This is a genomic window from Mycobacterium sp. NGS29, from assembly GCF_059812965.1.
In genome coordinates this window covers 381,255-406,783 of record NZ_JCALDR010000001.1, presented here as the reverse complement: position 1 = coordinate 406,783, position 25,529 = coordinate 381,255, and the positions used below count along the sequence as shown (strand labels likewise).

At 64.5% G+C, this 25,529-nt stretch carries 24 protein-coding genes; 7 read left to right on the top strand and 17 right to left on the bottom strand.

The genetic code is table 11. The features are described 5' to 3' along the window. Positions 1-90: 90 nt before the first annotated feature. From AC5Y5Z_RS01900 to AC5Y5Z_RS01875, 6 genes are all read right to left on the bottom strand, one after another. The gene (locus tag AC5Y5Z_RS01900) at positions 91-1,590 is read right to left on the bottom strand and encodes a flavin-containing monooxygenase (RefSeq protein WP_017205328.1); all 1,500 of its coding nucleotides are present in this window, start codon (positions 1,588-1,590) and stop codon (positions 91-93) included. 76 nt (positions 1,591-1,666) lie between these two features. Next, complete coding sequence (locus AC5Y5Z_RS01895; protein WP_012296509.1) at positions 1,667-2,632, bottom strand: alpha/beta hydrolase; 966 nt, start codon at positions 2,630-2,632, stop codon at positions 1,667-1,669. Beyond that, the gene (locus AC5Y5Z_RS01890; RefSeq protein WP_011560579.1) at positions 2,629-4,146 is read right to left on the bottom strand and encodes a flavin-containing monooxygenase; all 1,518 of its coding nucleotides are present in this window, start codon (positions 4,144-4,146) and stop codon (positions 2,629-2,631) included. Before AC5Y5Z_RS01890 ends, AC5Y5Z_RS01895 begins: the two co-directional genes overlap by 4 nt. Before the next feature lie 44 nt (positions 4,147-4,190). Further along, a complete protein-coding gene (locus tag AC5Y5Z_RS01885; protein WP_011560580.1) occupies positions 4,191-5,684 on the bottom strand; it encodes a flavin-containing monooxygenase in 1,494 nt (497 codons plus the stop codon). Continuing rightward, complete coding sequence (locus tag AC5Y5Z_RS01880; RefSeq protein WP_005086594.1) at positions 5,681-6,604, bottom strand: hypothetical protein; 924 nt, start codon at positions 6,602-6,604, stop codon at positions 5,681-5,683. The genes AC5Y5Z_RS01885 and AC5Y5Z_RS01880 overlap by 4 nt, the downstream gene beginning before the upstream one ends. A gap of 13 nt (positions 6,605-6,617) precedes the next feature. After that, complete coding sequence (locus tag AC5Y5Z_RS01875; RefSeq protein ID WP_011560581.1) at positions 6,618-7,472, bottom strand: SDR family NAD(P)-dependent oxidoreductase; 855 nt, start codon at positions 7,470-7,472, stop codon at positions 6,618-6,620. A 128-nt stretch (positions 7,473-7,600) separates the two neighbouring features. On the opposite strand from AC5Y5Z_RS01875, the gene AC5Y5Z_RS01870 reads away from it, so the two are divergent. Further along, positions 7,601-8,233 carry a TetR/AcrR family transcriptional regulator gene (locus tag AC5Y5Z_RS01870; protein WP_005086596.1) on the top strand — a complete coding sequence of 211 codons (633 nt, stop codon included), beginning with the start codon at positions 7,601-7,603 and terminating at the stop codon, positions 8,231-8,233. 181 nt (positions 8,234-8,414) lie between these two features. Here AC5Y5Z_RS01870 and AC5Y5Z_RS01865 read toward each other — a convergent pair whose 3' ends face one another. Further along, positions 8,415-9,284, bottom strand: coding sequence for a metal-dependent hydrolase (locus tag AC5Y5Z_RS01865; RefSeq protein ID WP_011560583.1), 870 nt, complete (start codon positions 9,282-9,284; stop codon positions 8,415-8,417). A 69-nt stretch (positions 9,285-9,353) separates the two neighbouring features. On the opposite strand from AC5Y5Z_RS01865, the gene AC5Y5Z_RS01860 reads away from it, so the two are divergent. The 6 genes from AC5Y5Z_RS01860 (at position 9,354) to AC5Y5Z_RS01835 (ending at position 17,614) form a co-directional block, all read left to right on the top strand. After that, a complete protein-coding gene (locus tag AC5Y5Z_RS01860) occupies positions 9,354-10,028 on the top strand; it encodes a TetR/AcrR family transcriptional regulator (RefSeq protein ID WP_011560584.1) in 675 nt (224 codons plus the stop codon). A 343-nt stretch (positions 10,029-10,371) separates the two neighbouring features. Then, positions 10,372-11,973: an acyl-CoA carboxylase subunit beta gene (locus tag AC5Y5Z_RS01855; RefSeq protein WP_011560585.1), complete on the top strand. Its 1,602-nt coding sequence runs from the start codon at positions 10,372-10,374 to the stop codon at positions 11,971-11,973. 5 nt (positions 11,974-11,978) lie between these two features. After that, positions 11,979-14,012 (top strand): ATP-binding protein, encoded by a 2,034-nt coding sequence (locus AC5Y5Z_RS01850; RefSeq protein ID WP_005116476.1) that lies wholly within the window; start codon positions 11,979-11,981, stop codon positions 14,010-14,012. A gap of 54 nt (positions 14,013-14,066) precedes the next feature. Beyond that, positions 14,067-15,221, top strand: a complete 1,155-nt coding sequence (locus AC5Y5Z_RS01845; protein ID WP_011560586.1) for an acyl-CoA dehydrogenase family protein — start codon at positions 14,067-14,069, stop codon at positions 15,219-15,221. 26 nt (positions 15,222-15,247) lie between these two features. Beyond that, complete coding sequence (locus AC5Y5Z_RS01840; protein ID WP_011560587.1) at positions 15,248-16,801, top strand: acyl-CoA synthetase; 1,554 nt, start codon at positions 15,248-15,250, stop codon at positions 16,799-16,801. 219 nt (positions 16,802-17,020) lie between these two features. Then, positions 17,021-17,614, top strand: coding sequence for a TetR/AcrR family transcriptional regulator (locus tag AC5Y5Z_RS01835; RefSeq protein WP_011560588.1), 594 nt, complete (start codon positions 17,021-17,023; stop codon positions 17,612-17,614). Here AC5Y5Z_RS01835 and AC5Y5Z_RS01830 read toward each other — a convergent pair. Genes AC5Y5Z_RS01830 through AC5Y5Z_RS01785 form a run of 10 tightly spaced genes read right to left on the bottom strand, consistent with a single transcriptional unit; the run spans position 17,611 to position 25,461 of the window. Continuing rightward, positions 17,611-19,335, bottom strand: coding sequence for an acyclic terpene utilization AtuA family protein (locus tag AC5Y5Z_RS01830; protein WP_011560589.1), 1,725 nt, complete (start codon positions 19,333-19,335; stop codon positions 17,611-17,613). The two genes, AC5Y5Z_RS01835 and AC5Y5Z_RS01830, sit on opposite strands and share 4 nt — an antisense overlap. Further along, the gene (locus AC5Y5Z_RS01825; RefSeq protein ID WP_011560590.1) at positions 19,332-20,144 is read right to left on the bottom strand and encodes a TIGR03084 family metal-binding protein; all 813 of its coding nucleotides are present in this window, start codon (positions 20,142-20,144) and stop codon (positions 19,332-19,334) included. Before AC5Y5Z_RS01825 ends, AC5Y5Z_RS01830 begins: the two co-directional genes overlap by 4 nt. 1 nt (position 20,145) lies before the next feature. Then, positions 20,146-20,913 carry an enoyl-CoA hydratase/isomerase family protein gene (locus tag AC5Y5Z_RS01820; protein ID WP_011560591.1) on the bottom strand — a complete coding sequence of 256 codons (768 nt, stop codon included), beginning with the start codon at positions 20,911-20,913 and terminating at the stop codon, positions 20,146-20,148. A gap of 43 nt (positions 20,914-20,956) precedes the next feature. Next, complete coding sequence (locus AC5Y5Z_RS01815) at positions 20,957-21,427, bottom strand: hotdog family protein (protein WP_011560592.1); 471 nt, start codon at positions 21,425-21,427, stop codon at positions 20,957-20,959. Beyond that, the gene (locus tag AC5Y5Z_RS01810) at positions 21,424-21,915 is read right to left on the bottom strand and encodes an FAS1-like dehydratase domain-containing protein (RefSeq protein WP_017205330.1); all 492 of its coding nucleotides are present in this window, start codon (positions 21,913-21,915) and stop codon (positions 21,424-21,426) included. Before AC5Y5Z_RS01810 ends, AC5Y5Z_RS01815 begins: the two co-directional genes overlap by 4 nt. A 32-nt stretch (positions 21,916-21,947) precedes the next feature. Continuing rightward, positions 21,948-22,373: a dihydroxy-acid dehydratase gene (locus tag AC5Y5Z_RS01805; protein WP_011560594.1), complete on the bottom strand. Its 426-nt coding sequence runs from the start codon at positions 22,371-22,373 to the stop codon at positions 21,948-21,950. After that, complete coding sequence (locus AC5Y5Z_RS01800) at positions 22,370-22,828, bottom strand: FAS1-like dehydratase domain-containing protein (protein ID WP_011560595.1); 459 nt, start codon at positions 22,826-22,828, stop codon at positions 22,370-22,372. Before AC5Y5Z_RS01800 ends, AC5Y5Z_RS01805 begins: the two co-directional genes overlap by 4 nt. Further along, positions 22,821-23,864, bottom strand: a complete 1,044-nt coding sequence (locus tag AC5Y5Z_RS01795) for an LLM class flavin-dependent oxidoreductase (RefSeq protein ID WP_014382413.1) — start codon at positions 23,862-23,864, stop codon at positions 22,821-22,823. The genes AC5Y5Z_RS01800 and AC5Y5Z_RS01795 overlap by 8 nt, the downstream gene beginning before the upstream one ends. Continuing rightward, complete coding sequence (locus tag AC5Y5Z_RS01790) at positions 23,861-24,298, bottom strand: Zn-ribbon domain-containing OB-fold protein (RefSeq protein WP_011560597.1); 438 nt, start codon at positions 24,296-24,298, stop codon at positions 23,861-23,863. Before AC5Y5Z_RS01790 ends, AC5Y5Z_RS01795 begins: the two co-directional genes overlap by 4 nt. Then, positions 24,295-25,461, bottom strand: a complete 1,167-nt coding sequence (locus AC5Y5Z_RS01785; RefSeq protein WP_011560598.1) for a thiolase family protein — start codon at positions 25,459-25,461, stop codon at positions 24,295-24,297. Before AC5Y5Z_RS01785 ends, AC5Y5Z_RS01790 begins: the two co-directional genes overlap by 4 nt. Positions 25,462-25,529: the final 68 nt, after the last annotated feature.

The window sequence follows — 25,529 nt, the reverse complement described above, 5'->3', positions numbered from 1 at the left end:
GCCATTGATGTCAATATCTAGACATTATTGGCCTAGCGGTTAAGTGCGCGTCTCGTGCCCTTAGTCGGCCAGGCTCGGTTCTGCAGGGTCTCAGACCTTTAGACGCCCGACGTTTCTCAAGACGTAATCGCCGCTGTGCGGCTTCCGGGTAAGGAGTCGATAAACCAAGGTAGGCCCCGGCCAGTTCGTCGGGATTTCCCCGCTCGAGGTTCGATACCAGCTCGCACACAGCGCCCACACCGACCTCCGTAGTCGCCTTCTCAAGCGCGTGTTGTAGCGTTGCGCGCTCTCCGTCCTGACATCGATCGCATGACCCGGATGAGCAGCCACGGCTTTGATGAGCGTTGCGATGTGACGGACTTGTGACTCGATCATGTAGAGGATCGACCCCGAGCCCACATTCGTGTTGGGACCATAAAGCAGGAACAGGTTCGGGAACATGGGGACAGTGATGCCCAGATATGCGTACGCCTGGGTCTTCCACACCTCGGCCAAGGAGACTCCGCGAGAGCCGCGCACGGACATCGGGGCGAGAAAATCGGTGGCGCGAAACCCGGTTCCGTAGATCACGACATCTGCAGGACGAAACTCTCCATCCACGGTCTTGACACCGTTGTCGCAGAGCTCTGCGATAGCCTTCGGCACCAACGACACGCGATCACTCGCGATTGCTGGATAGTAATCATTCGAGAACAGCACTCGCTTGCACCCTGGCGCGTCCGAAGGCATCAATTGCTCGCGCAAAGATGGGCTAGCAACCTGCCGATGTAGGTGGCGGCGCGCGATCGCACCGAGGACGCGTGAGAGGGGCTTCGCGTCGACTAGCGTCACAGCGAGCAACTCGAAAATTAGCCATACCGCGAAACGCTCGAGGCGCAGCGCCATCGGCAATAACTCGCTCACCCTGTCGTGAAGGACTCCATACCTGCTGTCCCACTTCGGCAAGATCCACGGAGCCGTGCGCTGATATAGCGTGACATGCTCCGCCTCCTGGGCGATGTGTGGCACGAATTGGATGGCACTAGCTCCTGTGCCGATGACGGCTACTTGCTTGCCGCGAAGCGAAACCGATCGGTCCCAACGCGCCGAATGAAAGCGCGGCCCCTGGAAGGTGTCTGCGTCGGCAATAACGGGTACGTGGGGCAAGGAGAGCTGACCCACGGCCGAGACGACGACATCGCAGGTTATTGTCTCGTTCGAGTTCGTAACCAGGGTCCAACGCCCTAGCTGGTCATCGAAGGTCATTGCGACAACTTCGGTCTGGGTACGCAGATGCGCGGCCAGTCCGCCACTCTCCACGAGTTGTTGGAGGTACTTGAGTATCTCGGGTTGCTCGGCATATCGCCGTGACCAACGAGGATTGGGCTTGTACGAGAGTGAGTACAACGCTGACGGCACGTCGCAGGCCGCTCCCGGATAGGTGTTGTCACGCCAAACACCCCCGATGTCTGCAGCCTTTTCCAGGATCGTGAAGTTCGTGAACCCGTCCTTCTTCAGCCGGTGGGCCATCGCAACCCCGGCGAAGCCGGCCCCGATGATCACGATCGACGGATCGTATGCGCGACAGGCCGTCGCGAAGTTGCTGCTCATGAGGCAGAGACGACTGACTTCACGCTGCGGCGGTCGAGGTGGTGTAGGTGTAGGAGCATTGCCTGTTCGGACACTTTCACCTGACTTCCGAGGCTTCAAGGAAGCGTCCCGCTCGATGAATCGCGTCTCGGGCTTCGGGAAGAATCCGGAACATAGCCTGGAATACATGGATCTGTCCCCGGTATACCTGGATCTCGACGTGGGATCCAGCTGATTGAAGTCGCTCGGCGAGACGGCGCGAGTCATCGATCAACATTTCTCTCCCGCCCACCTGAATGAGGATCGGCGGCATCGAGGTGAGGTCCGCGTCAAGCACGCTGAGGCGCGGATCTCCGCGATCTGCGCCACCTACGTAGAGGTCAAGAGCGCGCGCCGCTGATTGAGCGGAGGCAAAAGGATCCCGGCGGCGAATTTCACGCGCTCTGGCAAGTTCGCACCTGAGATCCAGGACGGGAGACATCAGCAGCATCGCATCAGGGAGCGGCAATCCAACTGCACGTGCGCCCAAGGCCGTGGCCATCGTGAGCTGACCGCCCGCTGAATCGCCGGCAACCGCGACGGTGCGCTGACAAGAACCCGGGGACCCTCCGCTGGTAAGCCAGCGATACGCATTCAGCGCATCGTCCGCGGCTGCGGGATAGGGATACCGCGGGGCAAGACGATACTTCACTGCGAAGATGGGGCGCCCGCTCGCCGAGGCGAGTTCACCAAGAAGACCGCGGTGCGTCTCCGGCGAGCACATAGAATAGGCGCCGCCGTGGATGTACAGCAAAGGGTTGGCATGCGGATTAATGGCAGGCGTGGTGATCCAGTCCCCACGAACCGGGCCTCCGGCGAATACAGTGTCAACCTTGCGCACTGTGACGCCGCGCCGAGGCCGTGAGGCTACGAGCGCTGTTCGAAGCACGCGATCCATCACCGCAAGTCCGTAGGCGTTTGATGGCATCAGCTGCGCCAGTGGCCGCAGCGTGGTTCGCGAGGACATCGCGACGAGATGACTGGCAAGACTGGGCTGCCAGTCAGGGGCATCCATTCTGGTCACCGGGGACACACCTCTTCGGGCCGATTCTCGAATCGGTAGTCCGAGAGGCGAAAGGTGCGGCTCCGCCAATAGGTCTCCAGAGTCGTTGATGGACGGAGTGGAACGTCACCGTGCCTGTCGAAGTAGTAGCTGTTGGCATTGGAACAGCTCGGCTGCCAGAAAACCTGTCTGTGACGCCGCCTTAGCACTTCGGCGAAATAACGGTCGTTCGCCTCCTTCTTGACCTCCACGCAGTTAGCACCCAGCGCCCGCGCGCGACGAAGACACCGGACGATGTGCCGACTCTGCGCCTCGATGAGCGTGAAGTACGAGGAACCGTTGTAGCCGTACGGGCCGAAGATGTTGAAATGATTCGGAAATCCCGGGACGCTCACCCCTTCGAAGGCCTGCAGTCGATGCTCGTCCCACCATGTAGCCTGCTCCAGCCCGCCGCGTCCCTTCAATACGTAAGTTGGCATGTTGCCCGACTCCATCACTTTGAAGCCGGTGGCCAGGATCAAGACGTCAATGGGATGAGCTTTGCCGTCTCGAGTATGGACGGATGCATGGTCGATATGGGTTATGCCGCTCGTCTCGAGCGAAACGTTGGACCGGTTGTACGTTGCGAGATAGGAATTGTGGAAGCTGGGTCGTTTACAGCCCAACGAGTAGCGCGGAATGAGTTGTTCTCTCGTCGTCGGGTCATGGACCTCACGCCGCATGTACCGCTTTGCGGCGCTCTCCATGACATCGGCGAACGGTATCACCGTATGAAAGTGAGCGGCGATTGGGAAAGTGATTTCCACGAACGCCTGGCTGGCGGTCCGGGTCGCCAATTGTGCCCCCGGCAGGAAATGTAGAAGCCTTCCACCCCACGTCGGTATGGGGAAGTCTGGCTTCGGCAGACAATAAATTGGAGTTCGCTGAAATACCGTCAGACTCTCTGCTTTCTTTGCGACTTCGGGTATCAGTTGCACCGCCGATGCACCGGTACCGATTACTGCAACCCTCTTCCCGCTGAGATCTTTGGCATTGTCCCATCTAGCCGTGTGGAGCGTAACGCCGGCGAAATCTCGCACCCCCTTGATTTCAGGCCACTTTGGCCGACTGAGAACGCCGGAGCAATTTATCACGAAGCGTGCCGTGAACTCCTCACCATTGGCACTGGTCAAATGCCACCGTGTTGCGTTCTCGTCGAAACAAGCCTCGGTAATGGTTGTGTTGAAACGAATATGGTCCCAGAGCCGATACTTTTCAACACATCGCTCGGCATAGGCTTTGAGCTCATTGCCGTGGGCGTACGTGCGCGACCAAGAGGGCCGCATTTCGTATGAGAATTGATAACTGAACGACGGTATATCGACAGCGATACCCGGGTAGGTGTTCCAGTGCCACGTACCACCTACGCCATCGGCGTCATCAACCATCAAGAAGTCGGTAAATCCCGCCTTCATCAAGCTAATGCCAGACCCGATGCCGGAAAATCCAGCTCCTATGATAATTATCTCGTAATTACGGTCGGACTTGCGATCCATTCCTGTATTTCACCGTTCTGACGGTCAGCCCTGCAAACTTGTATTCAGAGTGATTGCGTCAGCTCGACGTGTGTATCGTCGCGCCGGGTTATCACGTAATCATGAGGATCCAAGCGGGATAGTTCTCTCATAAACTGGGTCGCGAAACCTGGGTACATCGTGCCGTTGTAGCCGTCCTCGGTCAAATACCAACTGCTGCACCCCGAATTCCAAGTCGTTCGTCGAAGGCGGCGCTGAATTTCGGAGTGATAGCGGTCCTGACGATCCTCCCTCACATCCAAAGTGCCGATGTCATTTTGCTGAAGGAGCTTGATCGCCTTGACTATATAGTCAATTGCAGCCTCCATATATACGAGCGCCGAGTTGTGGCCTGGCCCGGAATTCGGTCCGAAAGTGAAGAATAAGTTCGGATACCCGGCCACGCTCACGCTCTTGAAGGCAAATGTCCCCTGAGACCATTCATCGCCGAGCTTCCGACCGCCGAGGCCGCTAATCGGGAACGGGGTGCCACGTTTGGCCACATCGAAGCCAGTGGCAAATACGATACAGTCCACTTCGTGCTCGACACCGTCGGCGGTCCGAACACCGTTGGGTGACAATGTGGCGATCGGCCAGCTGATCAGCTTGCAGTTATCCGCCTGTAGCGCAGGGTAATAATCACTGGTCATGAGCATGCGCTTGCATCCAGGCCTGAAATGGGGCGTCAACTGACGTCTCAACCAGGAGTCTTTCACCTGCCGACGGAGATGAGCCTTGGCCGCCAGCTGTATCGCGGACGTCGCGGCGGTGTTCCAGACCATACCCACTGCCATCACTTCGTGGGCCCAAAACCACGCGTCGCGGAGCGCTTGTTCGCTCACCGGCAGGTGTGTGAAGGTCGAACGCGCCCAGGCCGGATGCCTGAAGTTCACCCTGGGCAACACCCAGCCGGGCGTTCTCTGGAAGACTTTGACCGAGGCAGCCGACTTTACGAGCTCGGGAATGATCTGAACCGCGCTCGCGCCTGTCCCGATGACTGCAACCCTCTTACCGCCGAGATCGTAGCCATGGTCCCATCGAGCGCTGTGGATCTTTTTTCCACCGTACGAGTCAATACCCCGAATATCGGGAAAGCTGGCGTTGGCAAGTGGTCCACTGGCCATCACAACTGACCGGGTGTGATACCGCTTTCCATCTGCCGTGTCGGCCATCCAGATGCCGGCACTCTCATCGAATTCCAAGGCAGTCACGTCGGTATCAAACTGGATGAACCGGGCAAGATCGTACTTGTCGACCATATCGTCGATATATTCGAGGATCTCAGCGCTCCCCGAGTAGGTACGAGTCCAGCCCGGATTCGGCTCGAACGAGTAGGAGTAGAGAAGCGAGGGAATATCGCAGGCCGCACCGGGATAAGTATTGTCTCGCCAGGTGCCTCCGACGCGATCTGACCGTTCCAGGATGACGAAGTCATCCGTGCCCTCTTGAAGCAGTCTGATCGCCGCACCGATACCTGCGAACCCGGCGCCGACGATCAACGTCGTCGTGGTGCCTGTCATTTGGCAACCGGTTCGTAGGTCAGTTCGTCCGTCCAGGATGGCGGCCGACCGAAAATCTGAACAGGGAAAACATCGATCGCATTGCCAAGGCGCTGAGACACGAAGTGCAGAGGCTGGGACCGCTTGATGGACGACGACATGTGCGCCTTCAAGATGTGATAGCCGGGCACCCTCCGCGTATGCTCACTGCGATCGCCGACATTGGCATACCGCGTCACTGCGTTGTATAACTTCTCCTCGGACAGACCCATAGCGTTGAGATTCATCAACATGCGCGTCAGGAGCGGGATATACAGCAACGCGCCGGTGAGAATGCGCGGGTCGACAAGAGCACCCGCAGTTTGAATGGCGTGGATTCGCATCGGGCTGGCGCCCAGGTCATTCAAGACCTGGAAGCCAACCGCGAGATGCCTTGATTCGTCGCTGTTGACCTTGTTGAACACCTCCCCGCACACAGGGTCGTCAACCTCATCGAGGAGAAACTTCAGCAGCGCTCCATCGAGCGCAGTCTCCAGTGCCGGAATCGCGGCCCCGATGACGGTCAGGGGCAGGGCTTCCGCATAACGGTCCAGCCATTCGATGACCAGCCGAATATTCTTGTTCGGGACCGGTTTCTCGCCTTCCTCGAGCATGCCCCAGCGACGCATCAAGGCAAGTTCGGCATTGGCGTGACGCTGCTCCTCGGCGTGAAAGTAACGGTAAATGTCTCCGAGCGCTTCGAATGGCGCCTTTGGAGCCATCGCGGCGAAGGCACGTGCTCCAACATGCTCAATCCACACCACGTCGGACATGAATTGCTTGAGTTTGGGACGCTGTTCATCGGTGATCAGTTCCGCGCCAGGGGCGTTCCAATCGATATCGGCAAGAGCCCATTGCTTGTTTTTGATTGTCTCGAGCATGTCACTGTATGCGAAAGCCATTTTCCCTGCTCCTCTACTCGGCTGAATCGTTCCATGAGGCCATGCGCTCCACGAGGCCCAGCGTGCGAGTAAAGGGGCCGGGTAGGGCTCTCTTGAGTTGCCACAAGACTTTGGCATCGAGTTGGGGTACTACATAAATTTGTCCGCGATCGTGCGCGTTCAACGTCGTTCGAGCAACGTGCTGTGGCGAAATGCCGGTCCATTTCATCAGGTTGGCCGCGAGTCTTGCAGCCGCCTCGTCGATTTGAGGATTGTTGACGATGTTCGTCTTCACGAAGGTGGGGCAAAGCACTGTGACGTTGATGTCAGTACCGCTCAGTTCGGCCGCCAATGTCTCCGACAGAGCGAGCACCCCGGCCTTGCTCACGTTGTAAGCCGCCATCCGAGGGGCCGAGCCAAAGCTCGCTGCCGACGCCACATTGATGACTCCGCCATGCCCATTGCTGCGGAGCCGAGGCACAAAAGTCTCGCAGCCGTAGATAACGCCCCAGAGGTTGACAGAAATCGCCGCGTTCCAGTCCTCGATCGACGTCGCGCCGATGCGGTTGCCGCCCGCACCGATTCCGGCGTTGTTGATGACGAGGCTCGCAGCCTTCTCGAACCAGTCTTCGCTCACATCAGCGAGGTTGCGGACCTGCTCAAGATCGGTGACATCGCATTCGATGTCGAAGCCCTCGCCGCCAGCCTGCCTCACCAACTCTGCCGACTCTTTTGCAGTGACGGGATCTTTGTCGGCGCACACCACGCGTCCACCTCGGCGCGCAAGCTCCACGGCGAATGCGCGGCCGATACCGCTTCCTGCGCCCGTGACGACTGCATCGGCGCGGTGCGTTCTGCCTGGTGCGCCGCCGAAGGGCAGCAATCTCATCCGTCTGCCTTTCGGGTCGCGACATGGACGTCTGCTGTGGGGAAACTCTCATCTGGGGGCACCAGCCACCATTGGTGTCGCATGCCACCAGTTTGGTGGTGGAACGAGCACCTTGTCAAGATGGAGAGGTGCGGTCGAGAAACAAGCGCTGGGGTGGTCGGACCGGGGCCGAGCGTCGTGCCGAGCGACGGCAGCAATTGATCGAGGCCGCAACCGAGATTTGGAGTGAGAGCGGTTGGGCCGCGGTCACTATGCGCGGCGTATGCGCCCGCACAGGGCTGAACGATCGATACTTCTACGAGGGCTTCAAGACGCGCGATGAGCTGCTCGTTGCTGCGTGGGATGGCGTCCGCAATGACATGCTCGGCGAGGTCGCCGCGCTCTTCAACGAGCGTGCGAATCGGCCGCCGATCGAAACCATCACCGCGGCGATCACCATCGTGGTCGACCGGATCGCACGCGATCCCGGCCGGGCACGCATCCTCCTCGCTCAGCATGTCGGTAGCTCACCGCTACAAGACCGCCGCGCCGTGGCGCTACAGGAAGCAACGCAGTTGGTCGTTGAGGCAAGCCGGCCACACCTCCGACAAGATGCCGACGAGATAGCCCTTCGCATGGACACCCTGATCGCTGTCGGGGGATTCGTCGAAGTCATCACCGCCTGGCACTCCGGTTTGCTTGCGGTGACCGAGAAAGAAGTGGTCGCGCACACCAGCAGACTTGCTGAAACCCTGGCTCAACGCTATGTCATCAGCGACTGATCGAGGCTCACAACAGGCCAGCCAGCCCCGTGGCGATCGCTGCGAACCGCATTTGCGGGTCCGACCGCCACCTTCACCGGCCACCGAGCACCGAATCCGTGAGTCACCGACGCGTCGCACCCTGTTCGGAAGGAGCGACGCAGGAACGGTGCTCCTGCGTCGCCGCACTTCCGCATCTTTGCTATCCCGACGAAGCGATAACTCGCTGTGAACCGTCTTGGTCGAACAGTTCTTTGCTCCAATGCTCCAGGACCGCGGCGCTGTCCCAATCATCAGGATGGAAACCCGGGCGATTGTAGGAACGGAAACGCCGCAGCGCATCGGCGGTGAACATCGGGGTGCGACTAAAGCGGTACAGACTGCGCACCAGGGTGACCGGGTTATATGAGGCTCTATCAGCGGCCATAGACAAGGCAGTCTGCAGAATGAGCTCGCCGAACAGAATTACTGAAGCGATCCGCATGCCCCGTACACGGGTGCGCTCGGTTGCTCCCACCAGCCGATAGACATCAAAGGCAACCGCTTTGTGCTCCGACTCCTCGAAGGCATGCCACAGCAGAATCGGTCGAACCTCTGTCTGGCCGATGAGCTTCTGGGCGTCTTCGCTGGTAAGAATGATTTCTGCCAGCGTAGCGGTGTAGTGCTCCAACGCGGAGGTCATGGACAGCCGCATTTCCGGCGAAAAGCGCCGTTCCAATCGCTTGATCAAGCGTCCGACATGACGGTCGATTCGCGCGGTCGGATAACCCATGACCTGGAGTCGCTCGTTTAGGAGACGATGCTGGTGTCGATGTGTGGCCTCTTGTCCGATGAAACCCTTGACCGCTGTCTCTAGTTGGGGATCGTCGATGGAACTCTGGAAGTTCCTGACCGAGCGGATGAAGAAATCCTCGCCTTCCGGGAACGTCGCAGAAAGCACCGAGATGAAATGGCTCATCACCAGGTCGCCATCGACAAAATGTTGCCGCTTCGTGGAGGTCGGCATCGGAAACCGAACGCGCCTGGGTTTTGGCAGCACCCGGGTCGGGGTCGGGGCTTGATCGTCCGACATTTGAGGTCCTTCCTCGAAGTTTGGATCTGACTTTATGCCTTGTCAGATAAGACTGCCAGACTGTAGGACATGAGTCCAGCACGTGTCTATGGCGGGCTGTCCGCAACTCAACGCGATGCACAGCGTCGCGTGATGTTGATTGATGCCGCGGTCTCAATCATGGGCACCCACGGAGCTACCGCGTGCACCGTGACCGCCGTGTGTGCGAAATCAGGAGTGACGAGCCGGTACTTCTACCAACAGTTTCGCGATCGAGACGCGCTCTTGCGTGCGGTATTTGCCAAGATCTCCACTACCTTCCAAGCGGTGATAACCAGCGCCATTCCGGACGACACGGTTGCTCCTCAAGAACTGGCTTACGCTCCGATCAAGGCCCTGGTTCAGGTGATCGAGAACGATCCCCGCATGGCCCGCATACTGTTTGTCGAGTCGGGCGCAGAACCCCTCCTTCGGCAGCTGCGAAGCGATCTGATGACCGATTTTGCGGAGCTGGTGCTCAGAGAGGCCCGCTTGCACCTCGATATACCCAGCGATGTGCTCCAAGTCGCAGATCTCGCCGCTACCTACGGTGTCGGGGGCCTGTTCGAGATACTCCGTCGCTGGATAGATGGACAACTGAACCTCTCGACTGAAATGCTCATCGAGCACTGTGCGGGTTTTCTCGGCATTCTCGGCCTGTATACCCTCGGACAGGCGCCTGATCAGGCCGCTCCGCCGCTGGCCAAAGCCGAGGAGACCCGATAGATTCTGGCCGACCGGCGTTATGCACTACTCGGTTGGCTGAAGGGCATGGCGCGACACTGACAATCGCTGCGGGTGTTCACCCGAGATCGCGAACCGTAGACTCCACGCGCGCCGGACGAGGAACTCGATACGACCTCGCACGGGCCCTGTGTGCCGTCCCTCCCCAGTCAATTCCTTCGATCGCTCGATCTGCAGCGAACGCACCGCTTCGATCCTCGCCATTCGACGGAACCACGGCGCGGAACAAATCCGACGCCCGCCTGCGCCGTTGTCACCTGATGTTAATTGCGGCTAACATCAGCGCCTAGTAGATCGACGTCGATGCTCGCCCGGAAGGAAAACTTTGGTACAGGTCCTGCCCGATCGGGTCGACGACACCGCGCCCGGCTATCTCAAGAACCGCGAAGGACTGAGCGCGCAACTCGACACCATCGCGGAGCAACTGGCGCTGGTCAACGGCGGCGGCGGCGCGAAATACGTTGCGCGCCACCGTAAGCGGGGCAAGCTGCTTGTCCGCGAGCGCATCGAGCTGATGCTCGACCCCGACACGGCGTTCCTCGAACTATGCCCCTTCGCCGCCTGGGGCAGTAAGTTCCCCGTCGGCGGTAGCGTGGTGGTAGGCATCGGCGTGGTCGAGGGCATCGAGTCGATGATCATCGCCCACGACCCCACCGTCCGCGGCGGCGCATCGAACCCTTATACCTTCCGCAAGGTGTTCCGCGGCATGGCCATCGCGCGGGAGAACCGACTGCCCATCATCAACATCGTCGAATCTGGCGGCGCCGACCTGCCCACACAGGCAGAGATCTTCGTGCCCGGCGGACAGCTGTTCCACGACTTGACCCAGCACAGCGCAGCGGGGCTGCCGACACTGGCCCTGGTCTTCGGCAACTCGACCGCGGGAGGTGCGTACGTCCCGGGCATGTGCGACTACGTCGTGATGGTGCGCAACCGTTCCAAGGTGTTCCTCGGCGGTCCGCCGCTGGTCAAGATGGCCACGGGCGAGGTCTCCGATGACGAGTCGCTCGGCGGCGCCGACATGCACGCCCGCACCTCGGGGCTGGCCGATTACATGGCCGAGGACGAGCAGGATGCGATCCGCATCGGCCGTCGCATCATGGCGCGGCTCAACTGGCGGAAGAACGGCCCCGGACCCACCACGCCGCCGCACCCACCGGTGCACGACCCCGATCAGCTGCTCGGCATCGCGTCGGTCGATCCGAAGGTGCCCTTCGACCCCCGCGACGTCATCGCCCGAGTGGTCGACGGCTCGGCCTTCGACGAGTTCAAACCTCTCTACGGCACGTCACTCGTCACCGGCTGGGCCTCGATCCACGGCTTCCCGGTCGGCATCCTCGCAAACGCACGGGGCATCCTGTTCAGTGAGGAGGCCGAGAAAGGTTCGCAGTTCATCCAACTGGCAAATCAGATCGACACCCCCCTCATCTTCCTGCAGAACACCACCGGTTTCATGGTCGGTGCCGAGTACGAACAGGGCGGCATCATCAAGGACGGCGCCAAGATGATCAACGCCGTATCAAACAGCACGGTCCCCCACGTGACCATCACCATGGGTGCGTCCTACGGTGCCGGGAACTACGGCATGTGCGGGCGATCGTACTCACCGCGTTTCCTATTCGCTTGGCCTAACTCGAAGTCGGCCGTGATGGGTCCGGCGCAACTGGCCGGAGTGCTGTCCATCGTGGCGCGCGAGTCCGCCGCCGACCGCGGGCTGCCCTTCGACGAGCAGGCCGACGCCCAGATGCGCGCCGCCGTCGAGGAACAGATCGAGCGCGAATCCGTCGCACTGGCCAACAGCGGCCGACTTTACGACGACGGGATCATCGATCCCCGCGATACGCGGACCGTTCTCGGGTTCTGCCTGTCGGTGATCCACAACGGCGAGGTCCGTGGCCAGCGTGGCTACGGCGTGTTCCGGATGTGATGGCGATGCCCAAGATCCGCAAGGTCCTGGTCGCCAACCGTGGCGAGATCGCGCGGCGGGTGTTCCGCACTTGCCGCGATCTCGGGATCGCCACCGTCGCGGTCTATTCCGACGCCGACGCCGACGCGTGGCACGTCGCCGACGCCGACGAGGCCGTGCACCTTCCCGGCTCGTCTGCCGCCGAGACCTACCTCGACATCCACCGGATCATCGCCGCTGCCTCGCTCACCGGCGCGGACGCAGTACACCCCGGCTACGGCTTCCTTTCGGAAAACGCCGGGTTCGCGCGCGCCTGTGCCGCCGCCGACCTCGTCTTCATCGGTCCGCCGCCCGGGGCGATCGACGCGATGGGCTCGAAGCTGCAGGCCAAGAAGACGATGTCCGACGCGGGGGTGCCTGTGCTGCCCGGTGGCGACACGACGGGGCTATCGGCCGAGCAGCTGGCGAAGCTGGCCGCCGACGTCGGCTACCCCGTGCTGGTCAAGGCCAGCGCCGGCGGCGGTGGCCGAGGCATGCGCATTGTCGCGTCGCCGGACGAGCTCGACGAAGCGGTCACCTCCGCTTCGCGTGAGGCCGCCGCCGCGTTCGCCGACGGCACCGTCTTCCTCGAGCGTTACGTCCAGCGCCCACGCCACGTCGAGATCCAGATCATGGCCGACACGCACGGAAACGTCGTCTCTCTGTTCGAGCGCGAGTGCTCCGTGCAGCGTCGACACCAGAAGGTGATCGAGGAGGCGCCGTCACCGGTCGTCGACGACGCGTTGCGCGCTCGGATGAGCGAGGCCGCCATCGCCGCCGCGCGCGCCGTCGGCTACGTAGGCGCCGGGACGGTCGAGTTCGTCTACGACGCCGCTCAGGATGGCAAAGCCGACTCCTTCGCCTTCCTAGAGATGAACACCCGGCTGCAGGTCGAGCACCCGGTTACCGAGCTGATCACCGGCCTCGACCTGGTGCGTGCCCAGCTGCTCGTAGCCATGGGCCGCCCGCTGCCTGAGGAGATGCACAACCCGCGAATTCGCGGTCACGCGGTCGAGGCCCGGCTGTGCGCCGAGGATCCGGCCGATGACTACCGGCCCTGTACCGGCACCCTGCGCACCTTGGATGTCCCGGCGCTTGCCGGCGTGCGGGTTGACTCGGGTTTTCGTGCCGGTTCGGTCATCAGTCATTACTACGATTCGCTGCTGGCCAAGGTCATCGCGTGGGCACCAACGCGCGACGAGGCACTTGCCAGCCTCTCGGCGGCGCTGGCCGGCGCCCGTATTCACGGCGTGACCACCAATCGCAACCTGCTTGTTCGCGTCCTGCGCCATGACGAGTTCGCCGGGCGGGGCACCGACACTGGGTTCCTTGACCGACACGACGTCGCCCAACTCGGCGCTGCCCTCCCAGACACGCAGTCCGAGCGCCTGCACGCCGTCGCGGCGACCGTGGCCGGGGTGGCCGCGCGGCGTGCCGTCGCAACTCTGCAGGCCACGTTGCCCGCCGGCTGGCGCAACAACCCTTCGCAGCCGCAGACCACAACCTGGCAGACCCAGGGCGGGCGCGAAGTGCGCGTCGGGTACACGTTAGGTTCGACAGGGACCTGCCTGCAGGTCGACGACGAGCCGTTGGCCGACGTCGAGGTTGTCGAGGGCAGTAGCGAGCGGGTGGTGCTGCGCGTCGACGGGGTGCGCCGCACTTATGATGTCGTCCTCGACGGCGATGTTGCCCACCTCGACTCGGTCGCCGGCTACTCCGCCCTGCGGCTGGCGCCACGCTTCGTCGACCCGAGCACTCTGAACCCGCCCGGGTCGCTCACCGCGCCGATGCCGGGCTCGGTGATCCGACTACCGGTCGCCGAGGGCGAGACGGTGTCAGCCGGTCAAACGCTCGTCGTCCTGGAGGCGATGAAGATGGAGCACACCGTCGCGAGCCCGATCGACGGGGTGCTGAGCGCCCTGCCGGTCCAGGTCGGCCATCAGGTCTCGAGCGGTGACGTCCTCGCCGTGGTCGAGGCGGTGGACGGCGGTGAAGTGGCGTCGGACGCCACGGAGCTCTAATGAAGCCGGCGCGCTCCCGATCGGTGGCGCGTCGATACCGATGTGAGGAGTGTCATGGAATTGCACGAGACAGAGGAACGTCAGGACCTGCGCAAGGCGGTCGCCGAGATCGCCAAGGACTTCGGACACGAGTACTACCTGGAAAAGTCGCTGGCCGGCGGGAAGAGCACCGAGCTGTGGCAGGCCGTGGGCAAACAGGGCTTCCTCGGGGTGAACCTTTCCGAGCAGTACGGCGGCGGCGGCGGCGGCATCTACGACATGCAGATCGTCGGTGAGGAGCTCGCCGCGGCGGGCTGCCCGCTGCTGATGACCGTCGTCTCGCCGACCATCTGCGGCACGATCATCCAGGCATTCGGCAGTGAGGAACTCAAGCAGCAGTGGCTGCCGGGCATCGCCAGCGGCGAGACGATCATGGCATTCGCGATCACCGAGCCGGACGCGGGCTCGAACTCGCACAACATCTCCACGACCGCGAAACGCGACGGCGACGACTGGGTCATCAACGGCACCAAGTACTACATTTCTGGTGTCGACGAAGCCGAAGCGATCCTGGTCGTCACCCGAACGTCTACCAACGACAGTGGTCGCGGACTACTCAGCTTGCTCGTCGTGCCCACCGATGTCCCCGGGCTCACCAAGTCACTCATCCCGGTGCAGGCGGTCACTCCAGAGAAGCAGTTCACTCTATTCTTCGATGACGTCCGCGTGCCGGCCGCCAACCTTATCGGCGCGGAGAACGAGGGCCTGCGCCAGGTCTTCATGGGCCTGAACCCGGAGCGAATCATGGGGGCGGCGCTCGGCAACGGCATCGGTCGCTACGCGCTGGATAAAGCCGCCGATTACGCCCGCAACCGCCACGTGTGGGGAACGCCGATCGGCTCGCACCAAGGCGTATCGCACCCGCTCGCCCACGCCAAGATCCAGGTTGAGCTGGCCCGGTTGATGACTCAGCGTGCCGCCTCCCTGCACGACGCCGGCGATCCGGGGTCGGGTGAGGCGTCGAACATGGCGAAATATGCCGCAGCCGAGGCGGGCATCCTGGCGCTCGACCAGGCGATTCAAACCCACGGCGGCAACGGCATGGCCACCGAGTACGGCCTCGCCACGTTGTGGGGTCCGGCCCGGCTCATGCGCACCGCGCCGATCAGCCGCGAAATGATCCTCAACTTCGTGGCGCAGCACAGCCTGAAACTGCCCGCGTCCTACTGAGTCGCCGCGGAATGAAAGGGAATCGAATGCAACTCGGCATCGGTCAGTGGGTGAGCCGGCGCGCCTTCCTCAACGGCGGGCGCACCGCGTTGATCAGCAACGGCGCGCACATCACCTACGCCGACCTCGATCGGCGCACCAACCAGGTCGCCGCCGCACTCATCGCCCTCGGCGTGCGCAAGGGCGATCGGGTCGCGATGCTGCTGGTCAATTCGACCGAGTTCATCGAGGTGCTGCTGGGCTGCGCCAAAATCGGCGCACTTGCAGTTCCGCTCAACGTGCGCCTTGCCGGACCCGAGATCGGCTACATCCTGGCCGACTCAGGCGCCGATGTTCTGGTCTTCCACGAGCCGTTCGCCGCGCAGGCCAGGAGCGCCGTCACCGAGTCCGGAGTCCGCGTGCGCCATGTCGTGCGCGCCGGTGGGGTGCCGGCGCCGGGCGAGCTCGGCTACGAAGACGTCGTCTCGGGCGCCGCGCCCGAACCGCTCAACGGTGACGTCGACGGCCGCGACCCCGCGTTCATCATGTACACGTCGGGGACGACGGGCCGACCCAAGGGCGCGATCCTCACCCACGACAACCTGCTATGGAACGCGATCAACGTCCTCGGCACCGACATCGGCCTGCGGGGCGAGGACGTCACCGTCGCGGTGGCGCCGATGTTCCACATCGGCGGGCTGGGAGTACACACCCTGCCGCTGTTGTACGTCGGCGGCACCAGCGTGATCATGCCGTCCTTCGAGCCGCGAGCGACGTTACAGGCGATGGCCGACCACCACGTCACGGTCCAGTTCATGGTGCCGGCCATGTGGACCGCACTCACACAGGTGCCCGACTTCGACTCCTTCAACCTGTCTGCGCTGCGTTTCGCCATGGGCGGCGGGTCGCCCGTCCCCCTCACGGTCATCGACTTCATGCGCGAGCGAGGCGTGCCCTTCACCGAGGGCTTCGGCATGACCGAGACCGCTCCCTTGGTGACCGTCCTCGACGCCGAGAACGTCAGCACGCGGGCCGGGTCGATCGGCCGCGTCGCAATGCATGTCGACGCCCGCATCGTCGACGACGACGACCGCGACGTCGCGACCGACACCGTGGGCGAACTGATCGTGCGCGGCCCGAATGTGTTCACCGGCTACTGGATGAAGGCCGAGGCGAGCGCCGAGGCGTTACGCGGGGGCTGGTTCCACACGGGCGACCTCGGGCGCATGGACGCCGAGGGCTTCATCACCCTCGTCGACCGCAAGAAGGACATGATCATCTCCGGCGGCGAGAACGTCTACCCGATCGAGGTCGAGCAGGTTCTCTTCCGCCACCCGGCGGTGTTCGACGCCGCCGTGATCGGCGGTAAGGACGCGAAGTGGGGCGAACGCGTCGTCGCGGTCGTGGTCGCCGACCCGGCGACACAGGCGCCGAGCGCCGAGGAGATCGTAGCGTGGTGCCGGGAGCGGCTGGCACACTTCAAGTGTCCGCGTGACGTGCACTTCGTCGCCGAACTGCCGCGCAATGCCACCGGCAAGCTGCTCAAGACCGAGCTGCGCGCGCAGTTCACGGGCATCGAGGGCGGAGTCGTTTTGCGCTGAGTCGTGCCGCTGCACATCGCGGGTTCGAAGCAGGGCCCCTAAATCATGAACTGAGAAGAGGATGCGACAGCATCGGCGGGGGCTAGCGGTTTCGTTCACCTCCCTTGATTTGGTGCGGCGGGTGCCGACGCAGGCAACCCCAGCGCCGGTAGGATCCCAGCCCGGCCCAGCGGATCGGACGGCGAACAACGTAACCACAAATCGACAGGAGGCCTGAAAGTGGCCGGTTTGCGCCGCAAACTGCTCCTCGAGGCCGCCGCCGACCTGTTCGCGCGGCAAGGCTTTCACGCCGTGGGCATCGACGACATCGGTGCCGCAGCAGGGGTGAGCGGGCCGGCCGTCTACCGGCACTTTCAGAACAAGGACGCGATCCTGCGCGAGTTATGCGACGCCGCCATGACTGAGCTGCTGGCCGGCGCCCGGCGCGCCACCAACGCCGGCACACCGACGGAGGTCCTGCACGCCCTTGTCGACCTACACGCGGCCTTCGGCGCGCGACGACGCGGCCTGTTGGCCGTCTACGCCCGCGAGCACCGCTCGCTGTCGCCGCTGGCGACCCGTGCCCTGCGACGCCGACAGCACAGGTACGAGTCCTTCTGGGTCGACGCGCTCGTACGAGCACGGGGCGATCTGGACCGTGAGCGCGCACAGGGCCTGGTCGCCGCCGTGCTGTCATTGCTCAACGCGTCCGCGTACATGCCGGCGTCGCTGGACGACGCGACGATTGAGGCGATGCTGGCCGCCGCGGCCGTTGCGGCGCTGTTCAGCCGCGCGGTTACACAGCAGGTAGACGGCGCCCCGCACCGGATTTAGTGTGTGTCGAGCAGCGATTCGGGAACGTCCACCACTCGGGATCGCACGTACTCCCCGAGCCCCTTGGCCTGCGCGTCCGGCCGGGTCGAGGAGGCCACCCCGTCACCGAGCAAGCCGTGCACCACCACGTTGAGCGCGCGCAGGTTCGGCAGTTCGAAGCGCTCGATGCGCAGGTGCGCCGTCTCCGGCCCGAGCAGTGTGCGCAGCCGCTCGACGCTCAGGTACTCGCGCGCCCACGCGTAACCGGGGTCGTCGCGTGCCCACAGTCCGAGGTTGGCGTTGCCGCCCTTATCTCCGGACCGCGCACCGAGTACCGACCCGAGCGGCGCGAGCCGCGTCGGCCCGGATGGCGCCGGCAGCTTCGCGGGCGGGGCGATCCCAGCCGGCGGGACCGCACCGGTCGGCGGGTCAGGGATCACGTGCCGATTGCCGTCGGCGTCGACGAGCACGTGCGTGAGGGCCGAGCGCGGAACGTAGGCCGGCCGGTAGACGCCGAACGCGGTCTCCGAGGACGGTGGCGTGGTGGTGTGGAAGCCGGCGAAACCAGCCAGGGCGATCTCCATGACCCCGCCGGAGAAGGCTCGGCCCACCTTTCGCGGGTCGGCGTCCTTCACCGTCACACGCAGGTGCGCGCAGGCTTGCTCGTTCGTCGGCGCATCGGAGACGTCGAAACGCAACAGTCGCACGTCGACTTCGTCGAAGGCGTCGCGTCCGCCGAGAACGTCGAAGAGCTGCTGTTCGGCGAAGGCCGCCTTGGCCTCGATGTCGAGGCCGGTGAGCACCATGGTCATCGTGTTGCGGAAGCCGCCCACCTCGTTCAGCGCCACCTTCAACGTGTCCGGCGGCGGACTGCCTTTCGTACCGCTGATCGCGACACGGTGCTCACCCTGTTGAGCCAGGCGAATGGTGTCGAAGTGGGCGACGACGTCGGGGCCGAGGTAGGCAGGTTCAGCGATCTCGTAGAGCAGCTGGGCGGTGACCGTGCCGACTGAGACCAGTCCCCCGGTGCCGGGATGCTTCGTGATCACCGAAGAGCCGTCCTCGGCGACCTCGGCGATCGGAAACCCCGGGTAGCGGCGGTCGGTGATCTCGTCGAGGAACGCGTAGTTGCCGCCCGTCGCCTGAGGGCCGCACTCGATCACGTGCCCGGCGACGACCGCACCCGCGAGCCGATCCCAGTCGGCGCGTGCCCAGGCGTGCCACCAGGCCGCGGGACCGACCACGAGGGATGCGTCGGTGACCCGGCCGGTCACGACGACGTCGGCGCCCGAATGCAGCGCCTCGGTGATGCCCCAGGCGCCGAGGTAGGCGTTGGCCGACACCGGTTTGATGTCGCCGACGGGCGGCGTGATTGCGTGGAGGTCGCCACGTAGGTCGTCGCCCTCGACGTGCGCGACGCGCGCGGTGAGGCCGAGACGTGCGGACAGCTCGCGCAACGCGGCGGCCAAGCCGGCGGGATTCAGCCCGCCCGCGTTCGCGACGACCTTGATGCCACGATCGAGACAGGTGCCCAGCACCTGTTCCATTTGGGTGAGGAAAGTCCGCGCGTACCCGCCGGACGGGTCTTTGGCCTGGGCCTTGGCCAGGATGAGCATGGTCAGCTCGGCCAGATAGTCACCGCACAGGACGTCGATCGGTCCGCCCTCGACCATCTCGCGGGCTGCGGCGATGCGGTCGCCGTAAAAGCCGGAGCAGTTGCCGATGCGGACCGGGACGCTCACCGCTGACCCCCTGCGAACTGGCCCGCCACGCGCCCGCCGCCAGGGGGCCCCGCGAAGGCCTGGGCGATCGCGAGCCACTGGTCGGCCAGCGGTCCGTCGGCGACCAAAGCGGTGTCGTCGCGGTGGCGGCGTTGGGTCACCAACAGGCAAAAGTCCAGCGCCGGCCCGCTCACGCGGTTGGCGGCGTCGGCTGGCCCCCACGTCCAGACGCTGCCGTCCGGAGCGGTCAGCTCGACGCGTACCGGGTCCGCGGGGAGGTCCAGACCGTTGGCCAGGTAGCTGAAAGCGCGCGCACCCACCCCGATGTGGGCCACGTGCCGCAGCCGTGCCGTGGCCTCGCGGGTCGCGCCGAGCGCGTCGACGATGTCCTGGCCGTGCGCCCAGGTCTCCATGAGTCGCGCTGTCAGCGACGAGACCGCGCTCATCGTCGGCCCGAACCACGGCAGGCGGGTCGCCGGGGCAATGTCCGCGAACGCCGCAACGAGGGCTGCACGCGACGTGTCGAACCACGCGAGCAGGTCGGCAGCCGGCATTTGACGGTAGCGCTCAGCGATGACGTCGGGTGAGATGCTTCCGTCGGCCATCATCGGCAGGTAGTCGCTGCTGAAACCGTCGGGGTCGGTGGCCGAGCGCACCGCCACGTCGTCGAAGAACGCCAGATGGCTGATCTGGTCGCGGATCGCCCAGCCCACGGCCGGAGTCGGCGCGTCCCAGCCGCGCGGACCTTCGGGCAGCGGTGCGATGAGTTCGCGCAACGCGGCCGTTTCGGCTTCGATGTCGGCGATTACCGACTGCATGGTCACCGCCATGTCAGCGTCCCTTCCACTGTGGTGCGCGCTTCTCGCGGAACGCCGTCGGGCCTTCCTGCGCGTCGTCGCTCAGATAGACCGGCTCCCATATCTCGTCGGCCAGGTCGTAGGCGGCGGCGAGGTGGTGCTGTGCCGAGAGGTACACGGTGCGCTTGGACGCAAGCACCGATAGCGGTGCGTTCGCGGCGATGCTGAGCGCCAACTGCCGGGTACGCTCGCGCAACTGATCGGCCGGCACCACCTCATTGACTAAGCCGACCTGGTGGGCGCGCTCGGCGGTGATCGGGTCGCCGGTCAGCAGGATCTGCATGGCAACGCGTGGGGGCACCAGCCACGATAGCGGTGCCGCCCACGGCGACCCGCGGCCGACTTTGACCTCGCTGACGGCGAAGGTCGCGTGTTCGGCAGCCACGACCAGGTCGCACTGCTGCGCGAGCAGGAAGCCCCCGGCGAACGCGACACCGTTGACGGCCGCGATCGTCGGCTTCGCGACATCGATGTTGCGGCCGAACTGCGGAGCGAAGTCCTTCGGGGGCACCTTGAGCGCGTTCTGCGCCATCTCCTTCAAGTCCCCGCCGGCGCAGAACGCCTTATCGCCCACGCCGGTGAGGACGAGCACCTTCGCCGCGTCGTCGTCATTGAAGCGGCGTACCGCGTCGAAAAGCCCCGTGCGCACAGCGTTGTTCAGCGCGTTGCGCGCCTCGGGCCGGTTGATCGTCAGCCAGGCCACGCTGTCGACGACCTCGTAGCGAACCGGTTGCTCGGCCACCGAGCCTCCGTCCCTCACCGTCGCCTCGCATGTGAGTGGCAGCTCACCCCGGCACCTCGACAAACGGGTCGGCCAGCTCAACGGTGGCTTCACTCGGCACGCACGGACCATCTTCGCTCGAGACGAGCAACTCGAGGTCGACGAGGCGCCGTCCGCCATCGTCGCGTTTGGCCACGACCTTGCCGCTCAGGGTTGCGGTCTGGCCCGGATAGATCGACCGGATCATTGAGATTCTGCGGCGCCGGATGAGCGCGTCGGGTCCGGCCCATTCGTTGAGGCCGCGGTCGATGAAGCCATGGAAGAAGAGGGTTGACAGGTAGATCGTGCGCTGGCCCTGGCTGCGCGCGTAGTCGGGGTCGTGGTGACCGGGGAACCAGTCCCATGTCGAAGCCGCGTTCATGCAGATGCGCTTGTAGCTGATCTCGATCGAGACGGGCGTCAGGGTGTCGCCGACGGCGATGTCCTCGAACCGCACGGGGACGCGGACCATGCTGCGCTCGGTGGAGTCGTTCATGATGCGCCTTCACTATCGGCGGTGTCGTATCGGAAGAGCACGTTGGTGTTGCGGCCGATGACCTCACCGTGCTGGTCGGAGAAGGTGCTCACCGTGGTGATGAACACACCGGTGCCCACCCGCGTCGTCTTGGGCTCGGAGATCGAGGCGATCTCCTCCACGATCGACACGTGATCGCCTACCCGGGGCCGGCGTTCGAACTCCGTCGTCGTCGAGGCGTTGATGATGTGGTGGCCCGGCAACGGGACGCTGAGCGCGAACATCATGTCGGCACGCGCTAGGTACCCGGGCACCCACTGCGGCGCGAAGCCGAGGCTCATCAGCAGCCCGGGCGGGCAGTCCTCACCCTCCCAGTAACGGGGGTTCGCGTCCTCGACGAGCGAGCAGTAGTACAACACCATCGAGCGGTCGATCGGGAACCACGCATGCCGCGGTTCGGAGCGATGACCGACCCACGCCCGGCCTTCGTCGAAGGTCCCGAACGTCATCCCGAGGCCGGTGACGTCGCTCGTTGGCGCGCTCACCGGGTCACCTGCACGACGGCGCTCCCCTTTATCGCGGGTTCGCCGGTCTGGCGCGTGACCACGAGTTCGAGGTCTGCCACCTGCTGCCCTCCGGCCTCGCGCACGCCGGTGACCCTGCCGCCGAAGCTGAGCAGGTCACCGGGCCATACCTGACCGGTGAACCGGATGCGGAACGAGCGGATGTTGGCCAGCCCCACCCAGGCGGTCAGCCGCTGCGCGAGCACACCGCCGTGCAGCAGTCCCATGCCGAACACACCGGGCATGCCGGCCGCGCGGGCGAACTCTTCGTCGTGGTGGATCGGGTTGAAGTCGCCGCCGGAGCCGGCGTAGCGAACGATGTGCGAGCGCGTCAGCGGGCCGAACTGTGAGGTCGGCATCTCGTCGCCGATGGCCAACGCCACCGGCGCGGGGGATGTCGTCATTGGGTGGAGCCTCCGGTTTCGATCAAGACGTCGGTCTGGCGCACGACGAGTTCGTCGCGCTGGTTGGTGAAGTCGGTCTCGATCGTCACGATTGTCATGATGCCGCCGCGCTTCCCCTCGCGGCTGGTCACGTTCGACACCCGACGAGTCTCGGTGAGCTCGTCGCCGACGAACACCGGCGCGAAATACTCCCAGCCGCACTCACCGTGCAGTACGCGTCGCAGGTCGAGCCCGAGGGCGCCGAACATGTCGTCGTCGGCGCGCCAGTGAGCCGAGGAGACGACGAAGGTCGGAGGAGCGGGGATCGCGCCGAAGCCGGCGGCGCGGGCGGCCGCGACGTCCTGGTAGATCGGGTCGCGGTCGCCGAGCGAAAGTGCGAACTCGCGCACTTTGGACCGGTCGACGGGAAACGTGGTCCTCCCGAGTTGCGTCCCGATGAGCGATGCGTCAGCCACTCTGGTCACCTTTCCCGCCGGCGAAGGCCGGCGCACAATCGCGAATGAGGCTGCCGAGGTTCTCGGCGATGCGCTCGGGCGCGAGACCAATCGAGGGTGAGTAGAGAACGATGTGGTCCAGCACGCCCTCGTAGCGGCGCAGCCCTTCTCGGACCTCGGCGGCGGTGCCGGCCACCGCCATCGCGTCGATCATGTCGTCGGTGACCGCGGCGAACATGGCCGGCAGGTCACGCCGTGCGAACGCGTCGCGGATGGCCGCTGCCTGCCTGGCGAAACCGCTGACGTCGAGCACGTGCTCGTAGGTCTTCACCGAGGAGTAGAACGCGATCTGCTGCGCGGCCTCACGACGTGCGATCTGTGGGTCGTCGTGCACCGCGCAGATGACCATCGAGACGATCTCAATGTCGGCGGGATCGCGTCCGGCCCGCTCCGCACCGCGCACGACGGCTGGGCGGGCGACCTCCTCGACGTAAGTCGTGGTGAACAGCGGATGACCAGCCAACCCGTCGGCTACGCGCCCTGCCACCTCGCACATCCGCGGACGCACGCCCGCGGTGATGATCGGGATCGCTCGCTTCGGCGGCGCGACGTCGCCGGTTGGGACGAGATTCATCCGGTAGAAGCGCCCCTCATGGCGCACGGGGCCCTCGTGCAGGTTCCAGATCCGACGCACGAGCGGGACCAGCTCCTCCATGCGCAGAGCGGGAGCGGAGGTGTCCTCCACGCCGTGCCAGTCGCTCATCATGCGGCGTGTACCGTTGCCGAGCCCGAGTACGACGCGCCCGCCTGAAAGCTCGTCGAGGTCACGCGCCTCGGTGGCGAGCACGAGCGGGCTGCGCCCGACGCCATACAGGATCGACGACCCGATGCGGCAGCGCTTTGTGCGCGCGGCCATCGCGGCCATCGAGATCGAGCCGGAGCGCGAGTAGAACTCCGAGGCCCAGGCGGCGTCGAAGCCGGCGAGGTCGGTAGCCTCGGCGGTCTCGACAAGGGTGGCCAAGTCCGCGCCGAGCACCGAGACCCCGTACGTGGTCACGACGCCGCCAGCCTGAATCGGACCAGCCCAAGGTCCTCGTTCACCCGCTCGAACACTGCGCGCACTCTCGCCCCGATCGCAACTTCATCTGGGGCCACGCCCTCGAGACTGGCCAACAACTGCGGCCCCTCGTCCAGACGAACGAGCACGACGACGTACGGCTCGCTGCGCGGGAACGAGTCCCACGGGGGGCGGTACACCGGCGCGAAACTGACGATCTCACCAGTACCCGCCGCGGTCTCCCAGGCCAACTCACCGTCATGGCAGACGGGACACACCAGCCGCGGGTAGAGGAAAGGGTGGTCGTTCGCGCACCGCTGGAAGACGAGTACACCGCGGGCCGCTGCTGCGAAGTAGGGACGGTTGACATCGGTCAGCGGCGGCAGCGCCTCAGGATCGTGCAGACCGTCGAGAGAACTCGAAGCTGCGGTCATGACGCTCCCTCCATCACCATGCTGACGTGACTGCACAGCATCGAGCCGTAGCTGTGCACGAACGCGGTATCCGCCCCGGGCACCTGACGGCCCTCGGCGCGACCGGACAACTGCCAGTAACCCTCAAGGATCTGCGAAATGCCAGAGGAGGTCCCGGTGTGCCCGAACCGGATTAGGCCGCCGTCGGTGTTCACCGGAAGGTCGCCCCCCGGATCGGCGCAGCCGTCACGGTAGAAATCGCCTGCCCCACCGGGCTTCACGAAACCCGCCTCCTCAAGGATCATCGCCGGGTTGGAGGCGAAGGCGTCGTAGAGCAAAGCGATGTCGACGTCGGCCGGCGCCCGTCCGGAGCGCTCAAAGGCCATCGGACCCGAACGGGCGGCCCCGGTACGACCCGGCCGGGCCAGCGAGGTCAGAAAACCGTGGGTGTGACCCTCTCCAAAGCCCAGCAAATGCACCGGCCGGTGCTTGCCCGCGCGAGCCCGGCGGGCCGAGCCCAGCACCAGCGCGCCACCGCCCTCGCAGGGAATCGAGCAGTGGTAGAAGTGGAACGGCCCGGCGATCGGCCGGGACGCCAGCACGTCCTCCACAGTCAGGCGTTGAGCGCCGTGCGCGATAGCCGCGGGGTTCAGTGCGGCCCAACGGTCCTGCGACACGGTGACCTCGGCGATGTCCGCCTTGCCCTGTCCCGTCTCGTGCATCCAGGCCTGCGCGATCAAACCGTAGAGCGCCGGCACGGACGGTCCATAGGGCATCTCGAACGCGTGGTCACACACCAGCGCCATCAGTTCGCGCCCGCCATCGCGGATCGGTGGAAACTTGCCCGCCGACACGACCAGCACCGTCTCGGCCTCGCCCCGGGCGATGACGTTACTCGCCATGCGCGTCATGGCGAGATGGGTCCCGCCGCCAAGCTGACAGGTCATCTGAAGTTTCAGATTGTGCAGCCCGAGATAGTCCATGAGGTCCTCGGACAGGAAGATCGAACCCTCGTTCGTCATCGGCCCGGCGCACACCAGACCGTCGACCTCGTCTGGGACCACCCCTGCGTCGGCGAGAGCCGCGACCGCGGCGCGCACATGCAATTCAGTGGAGGTGTACGGAACGTTTCTCCCTGGAGCGAGTTCGGCGGCACCGATGATGGCCGGCTGGTCGTGTGGCATCCGGACTCCTCTCGACCACGCGTCCAACGCCGGTCCCGACGTGAACGACGGTTAGCATAGCGTGCCTA